The organism is Bartonella japonica (assembly GCF_040545385.1).
Taxonomy (GTDB): domain Bacteria; phylum Pseudomonadota; class Alphaproteobacteria; order Rhizobiales; family Rhizobiaceae; genus Bartonella; species Bartonella japonica.
Window position 1 is genome coordinate 14897 of record NZ_JBEPLT010000007.1, and the last position, 17557, is coordinate 32453.

General features: G+C 35.8%; 12 protein-coding genes. 3 read left to right on the top strand and 9 right to left on the bottom strand.

From position 1 onward, the window contains the following. The first annotated feature begins 66 nt into the window (after positions 1–66). The 3 genes from ABID39_RS04225 (at position 67) to ABID39_RS04235 (ending at position 5309) form a co-directional block, all read left to right on the top strand. The gene (locus tag ABID39_RS04225; RefSeq protein WP_354186361.1) at positions 67–3009 is read left to right on the top strand and encodes a bifunctional [glutamine synthetase] adenylyltransferase/[glutamine synthetase]-adenylyl-L-tyrosine phosphorylase; all 2943 of its coding nucleotides are present in this window, start codon (positions 67–69) and stop codon (positions 3007–3009) included. A 1355-nt stretch (positions 3010–4364) separates the two neighbouring features. Further along, entirely contained in the window at positions 4365–4601 is a 237-nt protein-coding gene (locus tag ABID39_RS04230) for a hypothetical protein (protein ID WP_354186363.1), read from the top strand. Positions 4602–4784: 183 nt separating this feature from the next. Continuing rightward, positions 4785–5309 carry a methylated-DNA--[protein]-cysteine S-methyltransferase gene (locus ABID39_RS04235; RefSeq protein WP_354186365.1) on the top strand — a complete coding sequence of 175 codons (525 nt, stop codon included), beginning with the start codon at positions 4785–4787 and terminating at the stop codon, positions 5307–5309. A gap of 7 nt (positions 5310–5316) precedes the next feature. On the opposite strand, the gene ABID39_RS04240 is transcribed toward ABID39_RS04235, so the two are convergent. From ABID39_RS04240 to thiC, 9 genes are all read right to left on the bottom strand, one after another. Beyond that, positions 5317–7653: a sensor histidine kinase gene (locus ABID39_RS04240; protein WP_354186367.1), complete on the bottom strand. Its 2337-nt coding sequence runs from the start codon at positions 7651–7653 to the stop codon at positions 5317–5319. A 275-nt stretch (positions 7654–7928) separates the two neighbouring features. Continuing rightward, complete coding sequence (gene pepN, locus ABID39_RS04245) at positions 7929–10556, bottom strand: aminopeptidase N (protein WP_354186369.1); 2628 nt, start codon at positions 10554–10556, stop codon at positions 7929–7931. A gap of 81 nt (positions 10557–10637) precedes the next feature. Then, positions 10638–11462, bottom strand: coding sequence for a uracil-DNA glycosylase (locus tag ABID39_RS04250; protein WP_354186371.1), 825 nt, complete (start codon positions 11460–11462; stop codon positions 10638–10640). A gap of 437 nt (positions 11463–11899) precedes the next feature. Continuing rightward, positions 11900–12658: a hydroxymethylpyrimidine/phosphomethylpyrimidine kinase gene (locus tag ABID39_RS04255; RefSeq protein WP_354186373.1), complete on the bottom strand. Its 759-nt coding sequence runs from the start codon at positions 12656–12658 to the stop codon at positions 11900–11902. Further along, positions 12649–13254 (bottom strand): thiamine phosphate synthase, encoded by a 606-nt coding sequence (locus tag ABID39_RS04260; RefSeq protein WP_354186375.1) that lies wholly within the window; start codon positions 13252–13254, stop codon positions 12649–12651. Before ABID39_RS04260 ends, ABID39_RS04255 begins: the two co-directional genes overlap by 10 nt. After that, a complete protein-coding gene (locus tag ABID39_RS04265) occupies positions 13251–14024 on the bottom strand; it encodes a thiazole synthase (RefSeq protein WP_354186377.1) in 774 nt (257 codons plus the stop codon). Before ABID39_RS04265 ends, ABID39_RS04260 begins: the two co-directional genes overlap by 4 nt. 4 nt (positions 14025–14028) lie before the next feature. Then, positions 14029–14226 (bottom strand): sulfur carrier protein ThiS, encoded by a 198-nt coding sequence (gene thiS / locus ABID39_RS04270; protein ID WP_354186379.1) that lies wholly within the window; start codon positions 14224–14226, stop codon positions 14029–14031. A gap of 3 nt (positions 14227–14229) precedes the next feature. Continuing rightward, positions 14230–15180, bottom strand: a complete 951-nt coding sequence (locus ABID39_RS04275) for an FAD-dependent oxidoreductase (RefSeq protein WP_354186381.1) — start codon at positions 15178–15180, stop codon at positions 14230–14232. After that, a complete protein-coding gene (gene thiC / locus ABID39_RS04280; protein ID WP_354186383.1) occupies positions 15177–17012 on the bottom strand; it encodes a phosphomethylpyrimidine synthase ThiC in 1836 nt (611 codons plus the stop codon). The genes ABID39_RS04275 and thiC overlap by 4 nt, the downstream gene beginning before the upstream one ends. Positions 17013–17557 lie beyond the last annotated feature (545 nt).

The window sequence follows — 17557 nt, forward strand, 5'->3', positions numbered from 1 at the left end:
ACAACGATGCTTTTTAAATATAATGTAATGGTATAGAAAGGTAAAATACTCTTCAAGAAGGTGAAGATGAAAAATGCTTTTTTAAAAACACAACTCCTCCCTTTATGTCCCCTTGATGAGAGTGGTTCTCAATGGCTGAAAGATCTTGAAGAACAAGCAAGAAAAGAAAATTTAGAACTGCTTGTTTCTTGTATTTTAGACAGGGGAAAGCAGATCGATTTTATAAGCGCAGTTATGACATTGTCTCCTTTTTTGCGTGAGGTTTTAATTACTCATCCATCGTATCTCAGTCCTCTTTTAAATGTTGATATAGAGACGAGGCTAAGCGAAATTATAGCTGATATTACAGCTCTTGATAGAGAGGAATCTTTACATGAAACTATATTGATGGCTGCTTTAAGGCGTAAAAAACAGGAAGCACACGTTCTCATTGCTTTAGCTGATTTAAGTGGTGTTTTTACTTATGAAATTTCATGTGCTTGGTTGACGCGTTTAGGCGAAGCAGCATTAGGTGTAGCTCTGCGTTTTCTTTTAAGAGAAGCGCATGATCATGGTAAAATAAGTTTGTCAAGCCGTGATGATCCAGAAAAAGACTGTGGTTTAATCATTTTAGGGATGGGTAAATTGGGAGCGGAAGAACTTAATTATTCTTCTGATATTGACCTTATTGTTTTCATTGACGAAATGTCACCTCACATTGCTAGTCTTTCTGAGAGTGTTGATATATTCTCTAAAATGGTACGCAGATTAATTCGTATTATTCAAGAACGAACTGCAGAAGGATATGTTTTCCGTCTTGATTTTCGGCTTCGACCAGATCCGTCCTCAACTCCTTTGGCTTTACCGGTAAGGACAGCGTTGCGTTATTATGAGGGGCGCGGACAAAATTGGGAACGGGCAGCTATGATTAAAGCGCGTCCAGTCGCTGGTGATAAAAAAGCTGGCTTTAACTTTCTTAAAGAGCTTTTCCCTTATGTGTGGAGAAAATACTTAGATTATGCTGCTATCGCGGATATTCATTCGATCAAACGTCAAATTCATGTGTATAAAAATTATGGTCAAATTGCTGCTTATGGTCATAATGTAAAATTAGGGCGTGGTGGTATTCGTGAGATTGAGTTTTTTGTTCAGACACAACAACTCATTGCTGGTGGGCGTTTTTCTCAATTACGCGGGCGTCAGACAGTTGCAATGTTAGCAGAACTTTGCACGCTTGGGTGGATTAGTGAAAAAACAAAAGATAGCCTTGTAAAAAGCTATGCTTTTTTACGAAATGTAGAACATCGTATTCAGATGCTTGCAGATGAACAAACACATCTTCTTCCAAATAACATTTCTCAGTTCACAAGTGTTGCATATTTGATGGGTTATCAAGAGAGTAGCAGCTTTATGGAAGATTTACTAAAAGTACTTCAGGTTGTTGAAAAACATTATGCTGCACTATTTGAAAATGAGCAAGAACTTGGTTTAGAAATTGGCAATCTAGTTTTTACTGGTGAAGAAGATGATCCAGAGACACTCATAACGTTAAGCTGTTTAGGTTTTGAACGAACGAGTGATATTTGTCGTATTATGCGTACGCTTCATTGTGGGCGTTATAAAGCAACACAATCTGCAGAAGCACGCGAAAAATTGACAGAATTGACGCCAGCGCTTTTGAAAGCTTTCGGTGCAACAAAACGGGCTGATGAAGTCATGTTGTGTTTTGATAGTTTTTTGCAGGGTCTTCCTTCAGGAATTCAGCTTTTTAGTCTTTTGCAATCTAACCCTTCTCTTTTAAATATGTTGGTCCTTATCATGGGAGCTGCTCCACGTCTTGCGGAAATTATTACACGCAAACCACATGTTTTTGATGGAATGTTAGATCCAAGCATTTTTTCAGAGTTTCCAACCAAAAATTATCTAGAAAAACGGCTTGAATGTTTTCTTGAGGAAGCTCTCTCTTATGAAGAAATTCTTGATCATTTAAGAGTTTTTGCTGATGAGCAACGTTTTTTGATTGGCATTCGGATTTTGAATGGTGCAATTGTGGGCGAGTGGGCTGGTTTTGCATTTACAGCGCTTGCTGATCTTATGATAGCAAAAACGTTTTCGGCTGTTCAAAAAGAGTTTTCTCGTCTTCATGGAAATATTAAAGGGGGACGTGTTGGAATACTGGGTATGGGTAAGCTTGGAAGCCGTGAATTAACTGCTGGTTCGGATGTTGATCTTATTTTTCTGTATGAACATGATGAGGATGCAGAAATATCTGATGGAGAAAAACCTCTTTATATTTCTCAATATTATACCCGTTTGACACAGCGTTTGGTTGCAGCTTTATCAGCTCTTACAAGTCAAGGAGTTTTGTATGCGGTTGATTTAAGATTGAGGCCATTAGGAAATAAAGGGCCTGTTGCTGTTTCTTTTCAATTTTTTAAAAACTATTATCGCAAGGAAGCATGGATATGGGAACACCTTGCTTTAACACGGGCACGGGGTATTGCAGGGGATCATGATTTTTTACAAAAATTGGAGAATGAAGTTTGTACCATTATTTCTTTTTCTCGTAATAAGCAGGAGGTCGCAAAAGCAGTATATGAAATGCGTACTTTGATCGAAAAAGAAAAACCACCAGAAAGTCTATGGGATTTTAAAACAATGCCTGGTGGTATTATGGATCTGGAGTTTATAGCTCAATTTGCTCTTATTACGCATGTGGTTGAATTTAAAATTGGAGAAACGACAGCAGATATTTTATCTCATTTACCAAATAGTTTTCTTCATCAGTCATTTATTTCTGACTTACATCATTCTTATAGCCTTTATACAAATTTGAGCCAAATCATACGGCTTTGTTTAAATGACTCTCTTAATCCTCATGATATGCCACCCAGTTTAAGCGATCTTTTGTTAACAAGTGTTGGGGAGCCTGATCTGCCTCGTGTTGAAAAATTAATTGAGGAAACTAGGCAATCGGTATGCTCAATTTTTACACATGTTATTAATATTGCAATAAAATCAATCTATTAATAAATAGAGAGGGCGTTTATGGTTATTAATTATGAAACTGTCACGTGTAGTCTTGCATCGATATTGCAAAAGATGGTTGTAGTTATCTTTTTGGTGAGAATTTTTCCACTCATACAGTGATGAAATTAGGATAAAGATCATTGATAAAATATATGCATATATTGGTAGGCTGAGGAAAACAGATTCATGATAGAGATAGTACATATTTTGTGTGAGAGGGTGTCATTTTAATATTCCAATGGAGGATTAATTTAGAGAGCGTGGAGGTAGCTGGTTTGTACAGCCTTGTTGAGAGAAGATGACCGTTATCTAGAAAATTTGAAATCACAAGCAAGATTATCTGAATAAGCTTGAATCTGCTAAGGATAAAAATTGGAAAAACAGAACAGTTGTTACACACGCAGTTTGACTTGGTTTATATAAAAATTTTTGTGAAGAGAGGAGGGGAATAAAAAATAAAGCGTATATAAGTTTGTGTAGAAGAAGAAAGACTATAGCTCTTGATGGAATTTTTTCAGAAAAAACGTATCAGATAAATTACTGGAAAATAAATAAGAACATATTTTAAGAGCTTGATTATAAATTTTGAAGAAGCTGAGGAATTTTTCGAAAAAAACAAAATAAGATTAAAAAGAAAAATAAATGAAAGCATTTTAGATAGAGTTAGAAAATTAAAATACACTTTTTTATTTTTTAGTAAACGATGTTATTTATAAGATTTTTTAGTGAATATATATATAATTATATCATGTAACATATATAATTATGAATTATAATTATTCTATGAAAGTTATTAAAAATAAATTTAGTAATAGTATTTTAAAATAAAATGTTTATTAGTAATTTATATTTTATAATGTTAAATTAAATATATTAAAATGTAAACATTCATGTAATATTTTTCTTTGTTAAAAACAATTATTATATTATTTATAGCATAAAGTAAGTTATAATTAAAAATATTGATAATATATAGTTATTAAATGTATAATAATATTTTAAAATATATAACAATTATATAATTTATATTTTATTTAATCTTTTATTACTACAAAATAGTTAATAGCAGCATCTATTTTTTACTGTAGTTTCTAAAATACAGAAAGCGTATGTTATTCTACTAGGATCGCCAGTGCTTGTTTTTTCTTCTTTTCTTGGACAGGATTTTATCTCGGTGGCTAAATTGATAGCTTTTCCAGTAAAATGTGTGCGAATTATTTAGCAGATGAGAATACATGTAAATAGAGTCTAGTTAAAAAAGAATTTTACCTAAACTTTCTGGTTTTATTAACGGTATTTATGCAGGTTCCAATATTAATACCGACAATAGTTTGATTGTAGGTATTGAGACAGATATGATGGGGCTGACCGAAAAATATATCAATTCGTTAGATGTCAATTTATTGGGAATGAAATTGAACGGAATGTCTTTAAACAGTTTTGAAGAAATGAGCTACTCCTTCGGAGCCCAAGAGAATTTTGTGGTGGCAGCTTTTAAAAATATGAATCATAATTTATTTTCATATACTTTAAGAGAATTATCATTAGATTTTTATAATCATAAGGATTTCAATATACAATATAAGAGATAGATCGATTTCTTATTATTCTCTTCATTATTTCATAAAATGGTGAGAGTGCAGTTTTGAGTTAATGATTAAGAAGATAATTTTAAGGTAATTTTGCTTTGTCTTGTAAAGAGTGTAATGTAAAATTTTTTTCTTTATATTTTATTGTAGGATACAAAAATCTTTAAGGAATGTAAAAAAGTTAAAATGCTGGAAGTTTCTCAAAAGAAAATATTCTGTCTAAAAAACGTCTCGATAGGAGCGCTTTTGGTGGCAAAATCTCACAAAGGGATTTGTAATATAGCATTGGGGGATACGACAGAACAATTATTACAAGAATTTAAAAGACGCTTTGATAATGTACAACAAGCAGCTGATGACGACATATTGAAGAGAGAAGTTGCTTATATTGTTGCAATGATAGAAATTCCCAAATTGGTAGAAAAATGTGATTTCCCCTTAGATATAAATGGCACAGCCTTTCAGCAAAAAGTGTGGGCGCTTTTACGTGAAGTGCTATGTGGTCAAACAATTTCATATAAAGCATTAGCACAACGTATTGGTATGCCTAATGCTTTTCGTGCTGTTGCTCATGCATGTGCACACAATGAATTAGCACTAATGATTCCTTGCCATCGTGTCGTGTGCAAGAATGGTTTTATTTCTGGATATCGTTGGGGGGTTAAGCGAAAACAGATTTTGCTAGAACGGGAACAAAATAGGGGAATCTAAAAGGGCTTTAACTTTGTTTAATTGGCATTGTAATGGTTACAGTCGTCCCTTTCATTTCTTTAGAAATAATTTCAAGTTTCCCTTTGTGTAGTTCTAGTAAAGAGCATGAAATAGCTAATCCAAGACCTGATCCAGTATGGGTTTTAGTGAGTTGATTTTCCACTTGTTCAAAAGGTTGTCCAAGTTTTTTAATGGCTGATTGAGGAATACCAACCCCTGTATCTTTAATTTTACAAATAAGGTTACTTTTTTTCTTAAAAGCACAGATATCAATACTTCCGCCAGAAGGTGTGAATTTAACAGCATTGGAGATAAGATTAAGGAAAATCTGCTTCATAGCACGTTCATCAACTTCTGCATGCAGTTCTGGAGCAATATTTGTTGTAACAGAAATATTTTTTTCTTGAGCTTGTGGCGTAAGCGTGCGTACTGCTTCACTCATGATAGGTTCAAGATCGGTATTTTTACAATCGAGGGTAAATCTTCCGGCTTCAATTTTTGACATATCAAGGATATCATTGATAAGGGTGAGAAGGTGGGTTCCTGAATTGTAAATATCTTGCATATATTCTTTATAGCGCTGCGAACCAAGGGGACCAAAAGTAGATTGCAACATAATATCTGAAAAGCCGAGAATGGCATTTAGAGGAGTCCGCAATTCATGCGACATATTGGCTAAAAATTCTGATTTAGCTTTGTTAGCACTTTCGGCTCTCTCTTTTTCCGCTTTCAGACTTTTATTAAGCTTTTCAACTTCTGTTGCACGTTGTTGCGCATTTCCTCGAGCACGCTTAAGCTCTTGAATAAAAGAAAAAAGCCGTCTTTCACTGTCTTCAAATTTTTCTTGTTGTTGTTTCAACTCAGAAATATCAGTACCAATACAGACAAGCCCTCCATCTTGGGTTCGCCGTTCATTAATTTTTAGCCAAGAACCATCTGCAGTTTGGCGAACACTGGTTAAGTTACCGGTGCCATCATCCTTGAGAAGATATTCATTGATTGCAGGACGTGCCATAGCTTCGACGGTTGCACGTTGGATACCTGATTGTAGAATCGGTTTAGGGATAGCTGCATATTCACAGAATTTGCTGTTGGACATAACTAAGCGTCCTTCTGAATCCCATAATACAAAAGATTCTGAAATATTTTCAATTGCGTCGCGGATTCGAAGATCGGCTTGTGCTGTTTCTTCAGCGAGTTGACGTTGTTCACTAATATCGAAAGCAATACCAACCAAATGGGGTTCTTCTTCATCCGTTACTTCGGCACGAATACGCATCCATACATAATGACCATCGGCATGACGCATAGGGACATTAATATCGATATGCTTTTTTTCGCCACTCATCAATTCTTGGGCAAGATCAAAAAAATTAGCATCTTCTGGGCTAATAATAGCTGTGATTTGTGAAATTGAGAGCAGGGCATCTTGAGGGACATAACCAAGCATTTCATAAATTGCTTGCGACCAATAAACACGTCCGCTTGCCATATTCCAATCCCACAGTCCACAGCGTCCACGCATCATTGCCATATCAATGCGGTTTTGAATTTTTTCTGAGATGAGATCTGTGTTGCGTGCTCGTACAATTTGACTGTAATAAGCGTAGAGGAGAGCTAGAATAGCACCGGCAGTTCCTATGAATAGGGTTATATCTAACGAGGAAATTTTTTGCCATTCCGTATAGGTATGTTGCGTTTTTTCACTGATGAAGATACCATATTGCTTATTTTGTGTTTGCTGAAATGAAGCAAGAGCAGGGGTGTTCTTGCCTATTATAATCTTTATGATTCCAGCATGTTGTTCAAGAAATTGCAAAGAAAAGTTCTCAGAGGTATAGTCTTGTAAGGAATTTCCTAGAGTAATTTCTGGACTGGATGATGCTAGAACATTTCCTTTCTGATCCACTATAGCAATGACGGTGTTGAGTTTTATAAGCCCTTGATTGCGAAAATTGGTAAGGATATCTTGTAACTGATTATGAGAAAGAGCAGCGGCTTTCCCTTTTTGAGCAGCAGAAAGTAAATTCTGATCTATTGTATTAGTAAGATGAGCAGCTAAAAGGGTGATGGTAGAGCGTGTATTTTTATCAATCACATTTCGCCAATCATAGATTGATATGAAACGAATTGCTGCCAAAACGATAAGAAGTGTGATGATTACCAATGGAACAGAACGTCGTAACCAAGGTTCGATAAATAAAAGCTTTTGATAGGTTGAACCAGAAAGAAGATTGATATACTTCACTCGCGCTTTATGATTTTGAGCGCTTGATTTTGGATTGGCATATATATCTGTCGGCGCACTATCTGTTGGCGCATTACATGCGTCCAATTTAGCCATTTCTAAACCCTTTAGTTATGGAATAGTGTATTTTTAAACTTGCTTCGATATTCATAGTAACCTCATAGAGTGCAATGAATCAAAACAGGAGTCTTCTGTCCAGTCTTTTTTTAGAAAAAATAATTTCATTTTTATGAGAGTGGAGTGTGGAAATAAAAAGGAAGCATCATATGGTCTATAAACATGCTTAATGACCTGTTTATAGACCAATTATTATTGAGTAGCTTGTGGTATAGGTGATATTATAACATATTGATTTAAAATGTTTTTTATCTTTAAGAAAGGAGGCGATTGATAATATCAGTTATATCTTTTGACAATTTTGGTGTCGCTGCGATTGTTTTTAATGCAGTTTTAAATTTTTGTTGACGAATAGGTTCTAATTGTCGCCAAGAGCGTGTCATTGTTAATAACCGTGAGGCAAGCTGTGGATTTTTTTTGTCAATTTCCAAAATGATTTGGCAAAGGAAATCATAGGATGCGCCGTCAACTCTATTAAAACCAGTTAGATTGTTAGAGGCAAAGACACCAATCAAGGATCGTACACGATTAGGGTTATCTTTTGAAAAAAGCGGATGTTGTGTGAGTTTTTGAACTTGATCAAGTGTTGATGATCCAGCAACCATTGCTTGAATGGAGAACCATTTATCCATAACTAAAGGATCGTGTTGATACCGGTTTTCAAAATCATTTAAAGCATTTTGCGCTTGCTCACTTTTGTTAAAGCGCCGCACTAAAACAGTGATACTGGCCATACGATCAGTCATATTATCAGCTGTTGCATATTGTATGGCAGCACGGTTTGGTTGAGCTTCGGCAAGTGAAAGGTAGTCTAGTATCATATTCCGTAATGCCCGTTTTCCAGCTTGTTTAGTATCTGGAGAATAAGGATCTGTGATTTGCATTTGCGCATAAACTTTCGTGAAGAATTCTTGATGCTTACGTGCAATAGAGACTAAAAACTGATTGCGCACATGGTGGATCCGATCTGGATCAATATTTTCACCGATTGTATGTGCAAGCTCAATCTCACTCGGTAAACTTAAACAAAAAGCACGAAATTCTGGTTCAAGATTTTCATCTTTAATGATGTTTTCAATAAGTTTTAGCAAAGGAGATGGCATCTCTTTTTTTGCTTGCGTTTTATCTTGAATAGCTTGAATCAAAGCTTGTGTTATTAAATGGTTAAGAGACTGCCAACGATTGACTTGGTTGCTATCATTTTGTGCAAGAAAGATTAGTTCATCTTCATTGAATGGTGTTTTGAGAACAATAGGTGCAGAAAAGTCTCGGAGTAACGATAGAACAGGCTTTTCGCGTAATCCCTTTAATGTAAAAGTTTGATTTTCCTTATATAGAAGCATAACATCTGATTGAATATCTGTATCAGATTCATACGTGAGAGATTCTCCTTTATTCCCTATGAGACCAAAAGCGATAGGGATAAGCATAGGCTTTTTTGTGCTTTGTTGTGGTGTTGCCGGAATATGTTGTTTTGCATGAATCGTTAAAACACTATCACTATAATGGTGGTCAATTTCCACATTGGGTGTGCCAGCTTGTTCATACCACAGCATAAATTGTGAAAAATCTTTATGAGAAACTTCAGCAAAACAGGCAATAAAATCTTCAATTGTGCAAGCTTGTCCATCATAGCGTTGAAAATAGAGATCCATCCCTTTGCGGAAAAGAGTGGGGCCTAAAATAGTATGCACCATGCGAACAACTTCTGCACCTTTTTCATAAACGGTTGCGGTATAAAAGTTGTTGATCTCGTTATATTGACGAGGGCGGACAGGATGAGCCAAAGGACCAGAATCTTCAGTAAATTGCATAGCTTTTAATGTTTTTATATTTTCAATTCGCTGTAGGCTACGTATATTTTGATCAGAGGAGAACTCCTGATCACGGTAAACTGTTAGTCCTTCTTTTAAACAGAGTTGAAACCAATCACGGCAAGTAATACGATTTCCGGTCCAATTATGGAAATATTCATGAGCAATGACACGTTCGACGTTTCTGTGATCATGATCGGTTGCTGTTTCAGGATCTGCAAGAACATATTTATCATTAAAGATATTAAGCCCTTTGTTTTCCATTGCACCCATATTAAAATCGGAAACAGCGACAATATTAAAAACATCAAGATCATACTCACGACCGAAGTGTTGCTCATCCCAACGCATGGAACGTTTGAGAGCATCCATTGCATAGGTTGCACGTTTGGTTTTTCCTTTTTCCACATAGATAGCAAGTTTGACACGTCGGCCAGATACAGTGGTAAAATGATCTTCTAACTTCTCAAGATTTCCACCAACCAAAGCAAAGAGATAAGATGGTTTAGGATAAGGATCTTCCCAAACAGCAAAGTGGCGATGATTTTCAAGAGTTCCTGTTTCTACAAGATTGCCATTAGAAAGTAAGATAGGAATTGTTCGAGAATCTGCTTCAATTTTGACTGTATAGGTAGAAAGAATATCTGGGCGATCGTAAAAATATGTAATACGACGAAAACCTTCTGATTCACATTGCGTGCAATAAATACCATTTGAAAGATAAAGCCCCATGAGTTGGCGGTTACTTTCAGGGTTCACTTCTGTAACCAATTGTAAGGTAAAAGGAGCTGCTGGTGGTGTTGTAATTTCTAAACGTGAAGGAGTTGCTTTATAAGCGTTCTCGGACAATACTTCGCCATTAATAGCAACAGAAATTAATGTAAGATCATCACCAGAAAGCACAAGAGGTGTTAAGTCTTTTGTTCCTTGACGAGGTTCAATAGACAATATTGCTGTAACAGAGGTTTTTGTTGGAGATAAACAGAAGTAGAGTTGTGTTTTTGGTATAGTATAAGGGGTTGGTTGATAGTCTTCTAGACGATAAACGGGTGTCGTTGATTGTTGCATAATTTTTCCTATTCGTATTTTAAGAATTAAAGAATTGAAAGAGTTTTTATATTTTAAAGGAAAGGATGTGAAATGAAGAAGTTACAGTAGGTTCTCTAAGCGGTTTTTTACTTCTAAAAAATCTATCCATGTAAGTTTTTTTTGACTAGGAGTTCGGAGAAGGTAAGCGGGGTGAAAGGTTGGCATGACAGGTATTTTTATATTGTCCTCTCTTTCATAAGTGAGCCATTTTCCTCTTGTTCGGACAATACCATTTTGAGCTCCTGTAAGAAATTGTGTAGCAATGCCACCCAGCGCTATTAAAATACGAGGGCGTGCTAAATAGATTTGTCGTTCAATAAAAGGGCGGCATAATGCGACTTCTCTTGGCGTTGGTGTACGATTTCCTGGAGGGCGCCAAGGAATAGTGTTGGCTATGTAAACATCATTTCTTGTCAAACCAATTGATTCGAGAATTTTATTAAGTAACCTACCTGCTTTTCCTACAAACGGAGTTCCTTGTATATCTTCCTCTCGTCCTGGCGCTTCTCCTATAATCATGAGCGGGCTACCCGCTGTTCCATCTGAAAAACAAGTATTTTTTGCTGTCAATTTTAATGAGCAACCATTAAATTCGAGAAGAGCAGATTTTAATTCATCCAAGGTATTTGCACTTTTTGCTATTTCTCTCGCTGAAGATTCATGTTGTACTGTACCGGAGTTCGGCAGTGGATGATTATGGAAATTTACAGGTGGCGTTGGTTGATTATGAGAAATGTGAACAGCTTTTATTGGTTTTTTCTCTAAGAGTGCAGACTGATGAAAGCGGTCAATGGGCAAGTCTGTTAGAACAGCATCTACCCCACTTTCTTTATAAAAGTTTAAGAGTTCTTCATATGATATTACGTGTGGTGTTTGATTTAACATCTTATTTTTTCTACTGATCTATTTTACTATGAATAGACCAGACAATATTATCTTTCAAGTTTTATGCTACATTTGTAAGCCATTTCGTATACGAGACAATTATAACTTCTTTATCTTTTGATCAGGAAGAAAAACTGTAAATAATCACTTTAAGTTTTTTGGGTGTTATTTTTTGTAGATATATTAAAATATTTCATAATAAAAAACTAAATATACGCATTATAAGATATGCTTATATTTTATTTTATAAATTTATATTATTATAAATATATTTAATAAAAACATTTATATATTTGAATATTCAATAAAAGTAATATTTTTTTACAAACATTACTTTTATTAAAAAAATATTTTTCTATAATTTTTAGATATACTTTTCAAGATAAATGATAATAGAGAAATAGTTTTTTATAAAATTTTGACATAATTTCATGTTTTCAGAGAAAATTTTGATTATAGTTTAGAAGCAATGTGTGAATATATTTTTTTGCATTTTTTATGGCTTGAAGCGTAGATTGATTGAGTGCCAAATGTGCAGCAATAGTGCTTGAAAGAATACAGCCAGTTCCACGCATTGTTTCTTTTAAACGTGGAGTAGAAATATTTGTGATCCCAGTTTTATCAATGAAGCTATCAGTTGCGAGAGGTCCATCTGCATGCCCACCTTTTATTAAGATAGATCGTAGACCAAATGAAAGAAGTTTTTGTGCTTGTTCTATTGCTTCTTCATGATGAGACGCTAATGGATTTTGGCTGAGAATAGCAAGTTCTTCTCTATTTGGTGTTAAAAGATCAACAAGAGGAAGAAGTTTGTGGATTATAATTTCTATGGTTTCTTCCGTTGTTAGTTTTCCTCCTGAGGAGGCAACAAGGACGGGGTCAAAAATAACAGGGATGTGGGGATATTCTTCTAATACATGGCAAATTGCTGTTATAATTTCTTGATTGCCTGTCATGCCGATTTTTATTGCACTTATCAGATTTGCTTCTAGAGCTATACGCATTTGTGCAGCGATAAGTTTTTCACTCATTGGAAAAATTTCAGCAACGTGGTTATCATCTTGTACGTTAACGCAAGTGATGGCTAAATTTACTTTTATTTGAAAATGTGCTGCTGTTTCTATATCGCGAACAATACCAGCTCCCCCAGTTGGATCAGTTCCTGCAACAATCAGAATAGAAGGCATCAACGCCATGTTTGTGTCACCTTTATCCACTGTTGGATACGCTGTTCAGGTTTTTTATGGAGAATAATATCGGTTACAACAGCTGCACTATTTGCACCTGCTTGTAAAACATCAATGGCGCGTTCTGGGGTTAAACCACCGATACCCACTAAGGGTAAGGTGCCAATTCTCTTTTTCCATTGTTTTATTTTTTCAAGCCCTTGTGGCTCCCATTTCATTTTTTTTAAGATTGTTGGATAAATAGGACCAAGCGCAATATAGTCAGGGTTTACAGATAACGCGATATCTAATTCATGTTCATCATGTGTACTAAGACCAATTTTTATACCATTTTGACGAATTATGGGAAGATCAGCATTGCTTAAATCTTCTTGTCCAAGATGAATAAAGTTACATTTTTCATCAATTGCTATGGTCCAATGATCATTAATAATTAATTGTGTTCCCCATTTATCGCAGATACTTTTTGCGCGCTTAATATGGTGACGAGTCGTTTTTGAATTTTCATTTTTTATACGCAATTGTATAAGTTTTATTCCAAGAGGCACTAAACGTTCAACCCAATCAGCATTATCAACAATAAGGTAAAATGGATCCAGTTTCATGAGAATACTGCTTTTCCAATAACTGGTGTTGAAGGAACTGCAATATTACGTGCTTCGAGCATTCCTGCTTTATATCCCATACGCCCTGCCTGAACAGCTTTAGAAAATGCTTCCGCCATTAAGACAGGATCACCTGCTTTGGCAACTGCAGTATTGAGAAGGACTGCATCATAACCAAGTTCCATAGCAACAGCAGCGTGTGATGGGCGACCAATTCCAGCGTCAATAACAAGAGTAGCATCAGGAAAGTAAGCGCGAATAGAACGCAATCCATCGGTATTATGAGGTCCCTTGGCAGATCCAATTGGAGCACACCAAGGCATAATAACTTGGCACCCAACATCCAAGAGTTTTTCAGCAACAATGAGGTCATCTGTTGTATAGGCAAAAATTTTAAAATCTTCATTGTTTAAAATTTGCGCTGCTTCAATTAAAGAAAAAACATTTGGTTGCAAGGTATCGGGATTACCGATAATTTCGAGTTTAATCCAAGAGGTTTTAAAAAGATCTCTTGCGAGTTTTGCTGTTGTAATGGCTTCTTTAACAGTATAACAACCAGCGGTATTTGGTAGCAATGTGATATTAAGTTCTTTAAGGAACTGCCAAAATTGTCCACCTTGTTTTCCACCTGCGGTTTCTCGGCGCAATGAAACTGTTACAATTTCTGCTTTTGATTTACAAATAGCATCACGAAGGATTGCTGGTGAAGGATATTGAGCTGTACCTAACATGAGGCGAGAAGAGAATTGATGTCCATAAAGATTCAGCATAATTTCAGCCTCCTTGCATTGGACTTAGAATTTCAATCTTATCTCCTTCATGCAAGCTAAATTGACTCCGTGCATCTAGAGGAACGACTTCTGCATTAACAGCAGTTGCAAGCCAATTTCCTTCATAACCCAATTCTTTAAGCAATAGACTGAGAGTGATGGCTTCAGTTTGGATTGTTTCGCCATTGACAAATATTTGCATGCTTTACTCCAATGCCAATTTTATTGCTCGTTTTGCCATTTCTGGAGATAAAAGAAAACCATGTCTATAAAATCCGTTCACAAAAATATGATTATCATGTTTGTACACAGAAGGGAAGTTATCAGGATAGCATGGTCGAATACCAACACCAGATTCAATAATTTCTGCTTCAGAAAAAGCTGGATGCAAGGTATAAGCAGCATTGAGTAACTCCATCATAGACCTTACAGAAATAGCGCCATCAAAATCACTTTCAATCATTGTTGCACCAATCATAAAAATATTATCTTGTCGAGGGACAATGTAGAGAGGAAACCGTGGATGGAGAAGACGGACAGGACGAGAAATTTTAATATCTGTACTGCGTACAAGAAGCATTTCGCCGCGTACGCCTCGTATATTTTTGTCTTTTCCTAAACGTGCTATTCCTGTTGCATCAATAATAATATCAAAATTTGTTTCAGATATTCCTACATCGACAAAACATGCGCCATTTTTTATAAGAATTTCTTTTAAAGTGATAAGCGCTTTGCGTGGATCAATATGCATTTCATTTTCGTAAAAGAGTGCATAGTTAAACCGATCGGCAAGATCTGATTCAAGATGCGCTATTTCTGCACCATTTACAGTTTTGTGGTTATGTGTACGCATTGCAAATCGTTCAAGTTCTACTCTATCGCGCATAGGGGCGACAACTAAAGTTCCTTTTTGTATAACAAGATTGGGAAGTGTTTTGCGCCACCACTGTATGGCTTTTATTCCAAGATCTTCAACAATTTGTTCAGCATTTTCTCTTTCACAATAGGGTGCTAGCATGCCTCCTGCATACCAGCTGGCTGTTCCTATAGGAGAATGAGGGGGAGATGATACAGTAACAGGAATGCCTTTTTGTTGTAGCATAAAGGCAACCGTTAATCCCCCTACACCTGCACCTTTGACAAGAATACTCTTCAATTGTTTGCTTTCTTTCTTTGAGTAGGAGTAACTTCTATATAAAGATCACCATTTTCTTGATATTTCTCAGACATGGCAATCATTCCTTCATCTTTCATTTTTTGCATTGCTGCTGTTTCACGAATATCATGGGAAATTCGCATGGAACAGAATTTTGGTCCACACATGGAACAAAAATGCATTAATTTATGGGCTTCTTTAGGCAATGTTTCATCATGAAGGGTACGAGCTGTTTCTGGGTCGAGAGAAAGGTTAAATTGATCATGCCATCGGAAATCAAATCGTGCACGTGAGAGGGCATTATCACGCAATTGTGCTCTGGGTAAACCTTTCGCAAGATCAGCGGCATGGGCAGCAATTTTATAAGCAATAACACCAGTTTTAACATCATTTTTATCAGGGAGCCCTAAGTGTTCTTTAGGCGTTACATAACATAGCATAGCAGTTCCAAACCATCCAATCATAGCAGCGCCAATTGCTGAGGTAATATGGTCATAGCCAGGAGCAATGTCAGTGGTAAGAGGTCCCAAAGTATAAAAAGGTGCTTCATGACAGAGATCTAATTGTTGGTCTATATTTTCTTTAATTTTGTGCATTGGTACATGTCCAGGTCCTTCAATCATAACTTGTACATCTTTTTCCCAAGCAGTTTTTGTTAACTCTCCTAAAGTTTTGAGTTCAGAAAATTGAGCTTTATCATTGGCATCGGCAATAGACCCAGGACGCAGTCCATCCCCTAATGAAAGAGAGATGTCATATGTACGTGCAATATCACAAATTTCATCGAAATGTTCATAGAGAAAACTTTCTTTGTGGTGATGCAAACACCACTTTGCCATAATTGAACCGCCTCGTGAGACGATACCTGTTACTCGATCAATAGTGAGAGGAATAAATGGTAATCTTAATCCGGCATGAATGGTAAAATAATCAACACCTTGTTCTGCTTGTTCTATAAGGGTATCACGGAAAATATCCCATGTTAAATTTTCAGCAATGCCTTGTACTTTTTCGAGTGCTTGATAAAGAGGAACAGTCCCGATTGGAACCGGAGAGTTTCTAATAATCCACTCACGAATATTGTGAATATTTCGTCCTGTTGAGAGGTCCATAACTGTATCAGCTCCCCAACGAATAGCCCAAACCATTTTATCAACTTCTTCTGCCATAGATGAAGCAACTGCTGAATTGCCAATATTGGCATTAATTTTAACACGGAAATTGCGACCAATAATCATTGGTTCGCATTCTGGATGATTAATATTTTGGGGAATAATGGCGCGTCCACAAGCAATTTCATTGCGTACAAATTCTGCAGTGTAAATTTCTGGTATTGATCCATCAAATGTTTTACTTAATTGTATTCTTTTTGGGTCTTTTGTTGTTAAGCCTTCATTTTCTCGTATAGCTACATATTCCATTTCTTCGGTAATAATACCTGCACGTGCATATGCCATTTGTGTAATTGCTTTGCCCTTTTTGGCACGCAAAACAGGGTGTTTTTTTGCGAAAGTTGGTGCAGAATCTTTGTCGTAGGTCAAGCCATTATCTTCAGGTTTGATTGGTCGTGCTGGATAAGGTTCCGTGTCAGCACGTTTTGAAAGCCAAGGTGAGCTAATTTCTGGTAATCCTTTTGTAATATCAATAACTATATCTTTATCGGTATAGGGACCAGAAGTATCATAGACATTTAAAGTTTTTTCGTTGATGCTATCTGTCAATGAAATTTCACGTAATGGTACGCGCACATCAGAAAAAAAAGGGCTTTGTTGATAAATTTTTCGTGAGGCGGGAAGGGGATTGCAACTGATTGATGGAGTATTTTTTTGCACAAACTTTTTCCTTATAAACACATAGTTCAAAAACAGATTGTTATGTTAACGAGGATGTATTCAAATTATCAATCATGGGCACTTTAATGAAAGAATGCAATATGACTATTACAGTTATAGCAAGAAGCTCTCTAACAAAGCGCAAGAAGTTTCATTTTGAAAAAGTCAATGCAATATCTCTTATCATATTTGCACGACACCCCCACTTAAAACATTTTTGTTGGTGCGAATATGGTTGGCATAAATATCTCTATTGTCAATCACAAAGATATGTTTTTAACGATTTTGTATATCTCGTTAGAAATAAAATAGGCCTCATCTGATAAGATAATAACGACAATATTAAAGAGATATTTATAAAAATAAAGCAAAGTCAATAAAATATTACTATTTTGAAAACTTTTTTATAGCTTTTAAGAATAATTATTCTCTATTTTTATACAGCTCTCTAGTTGATCCAAAATCTCATTTTTAGCGATTAGCACTCTTTGCAAAAAATGCCATGCTATTTTCTGTTTAGCTAAAAATTTTTGAAGTTTAATATG